Source organism: uncultured Corynebacterium sp. (assembly GCF_902782855.1).
In the GTDB taxonomy this organism is placed as follows: Bacteria; Actinomycetota; Actinomycetes; order Mycobacteriales; family Mycobacteriaceae; genus Corynebacterium.
On the sequence record NZ_CACZOO010000150.1, the window covers coordinates 1 to 2,437 of the forward strand.

Here is a 2,437-nt window from a genome sequence, read left to right on the forward strand (position 1 = left end):
CAGTGACGTCCGTGACCGTTACAGCGACGGTGAATCTGGCTGCCGGGATCGTGCGGTTCTTGACCGGCAGGCGCTGGGGTTCCAACGACTGGATCCTCTTGACGGAAAAACCGTTTGCGGCAAGTTTGTCCGTCAGCCAGTCGCCGAGCTCTTCAGCTGGTACCGGGATCCGCTTACCGTGGATGTTGGGGCGGTCCGGAAGGCTCCAGATCTCGGCGGGAACGAAGGCCGCTTTCATTCGGGTGGCTTCAACGGTGCTGGTGAGAACGCAGTCAGTGTCGTCGTTGAGAGTGATGGAGGGGACCTTGGTGATCGTGATGCCGCCAGTGCGAGCCAACGGGATCCGGGTCGATACCGTGAGAGTGGTGGGGGAGGAGAAGTCCCAGAGTAAGTCGGCTTCTGCACGGGGAGAGTCAGTGGTGAAGATGCCGTCCGGAAGCATCGACATCAGCAGGCGGTGGCCGTTCGCACGATCTCGGGTGATGCGTGCCGCGGTGTTCTTGTCGATATCGAGCGAGAGTCGATGGTGTGATTTTGGGGGTGAGTTCATGATGTCGAGGATACCATAGTGATGCCAAGCGACCAAGACTCACGTTCAGGCCCTGTCGCCCACGGAGCTCCGTAGAGCTGTCGTCCACGGACCTCCGCGGATGCGGAGACGGATTCGGCGCCTGGGCGAGCGTCCGAGGCTCACGGGTCGACCTTCGCGATTGCGAAGCACTGCCCACATGAGAGTGCACCGTTGCGTGGGCATGGTTGCATCGTAACCGCCCTCGGCATGGTTCGCACCCCACATGCGCCCGACCCATGGGATGTCCCTTGGTAGGCTCGACCTGATATCCACCCGCCCGGCACCCCGTGGCGCGGGACGCGCATCACCAGGAGGACCCCACATGGCGCCGAAGCAGCAGAACTACGCTCTCGAGACCTTCACGGAGCCGAGCCGTATCCGCAACTTCTGCATCATCGCCCACATCGACCACGGCAAGTCCACCCTGGCCGACCGGATCCTGCAGCTCTCCGGCGTCATCGACGACCGTGACATGCGTGACCAGTACCTGGACAACATGGACATCGAGCGGGAGCGCGGCATCACCATCAAGGCGCAGAACGTGCGGCTGCCGTGGATCCCGCGCACCGGGGCGAACGAGGGGGAGGAGCTGGTGATGCACCTCATCGACACCCCCGGTCACGTGGACTTCACCTATGAGGTCTCCCGCGCGCTGGAGGCGTGTGAGGGCGCGATCCTGTTGGTGGACGCCGCCCAGGGGATCGAGGCGCAGACCCTGGCGAACCTGTACCTGGCGATGGAGAAGGACCTGGAGATCATCCCGGTCCTCAACAAGATCGACCTGCCGGCGGCGGACCCGGAGAAGTACTCCCTGGAGATCGCGAACATCATCGGTTGTGAGCCGGAGGATGTGCTGCGCATCTCGGCGAAGACGGGGGAGGGGATCCCGGCGATGCTGGACAAGGTCTGTGAGCTGGTGCCGGCGCCGGTGGGCGACGCGGACGCCCCGGCCCGCGCGATGATCTTCGACTCGGTCTACGACATCTTCCGTGGTGTCGTGACCTACATCCGTATGGTCGACGGCAAGCTGGAGCCGCGGCAGAAGATCCGGATGATGTCCACCGGCACGGTGCATGAGGCCCTGGAGATCGGTGTGGTCTCCCCGCAGCCGACGAAGACGAAGGGCCTGGGGGTCGGTGAGGTGGGCTACATCATCACGGGGGTGAAGGATGTGCGCCTGTCGAAGGTGGGTGACACGGTCACTTCGGCCGTCGGGGGAGCGACGGAGCCACTGCAGGGCTATGCGGAGCCGACACCGATGGTGTACTCGGGCCTGTTCCCGGTCTCCGCGGACCAGTACCCGGACCTGCGTGAGGCGATCGAGAAGCTGCAGTTGAATGACGCATCGCTGACGTTCGAGCCGGAGACCTCCACCGCGCTGGGCTTCGGTTTCCGGTGCGGGTTCCTGGGGCTGCTGCACATGGAGATCACCCGTGACCGTCTGGAGCGGGAGTTCGATCTGGATTTGATCTCGACTGCGCCGAGCGTGGTGTACAAGGTCGTGGCGGAGAACGGCGAGGTGCTGCACGTGCAGAACCCGTCGGACTGGCCGGAGGGGAAGATCAAGGAGGTCTACGAGCCGATGGTGAACATGACCATCATCGTGCCGGAGGAGTACCTCGGCGGGGTGATGACGCTGTGCCAGGAGAAACGCGGGCAGATGAAGAACATGGACTTCCTGTCCACGGACCGTGTGGAACTGCGCTACTACATCCCGATGGGGGAGATCATCTTCGACTTCTTCGACATGCTGAAGTCGAAGACGAAGGGGTATGCCTCGCTGAACTACGAGGAGGACGGCGAGCAGCTCGCGGACCTGGTGAAGGTGGACATCCTGCTGCAGGGAGAGCCGGTGGACGCCTTCGC

2 protein-coding genes are annotated in these 2,437 nt (G+C 63.5%); one reads left to right on the forward strand and one right to left on the reverse strand.

Annotated elements, in window-relative coordinates; all coding sequences use genetic code 11:
• Positions 1 to 550 (reverse strand): hypothetical protein (locus QZV72_RS07060; RefSeq protein ID WP_297006645.1); only part of this gene is annotated, 550 nt, incomplete at its 3' end.
• A gap of 343 nt (positions 551 to 893) precedes the next feature.
• Between QZV72_RS07060 and lepA the strand changes: the two genes are divergently transcribed.
• Positions 894 to 2,437, forward strand: a 1,544-nt coding sequence (lepA, locus tag QZV72_RS07065; RefSeq protein WP_297006647.1) for a translation elongation factor 4, incomplete at its 3' end; no start/stop codon positions are given.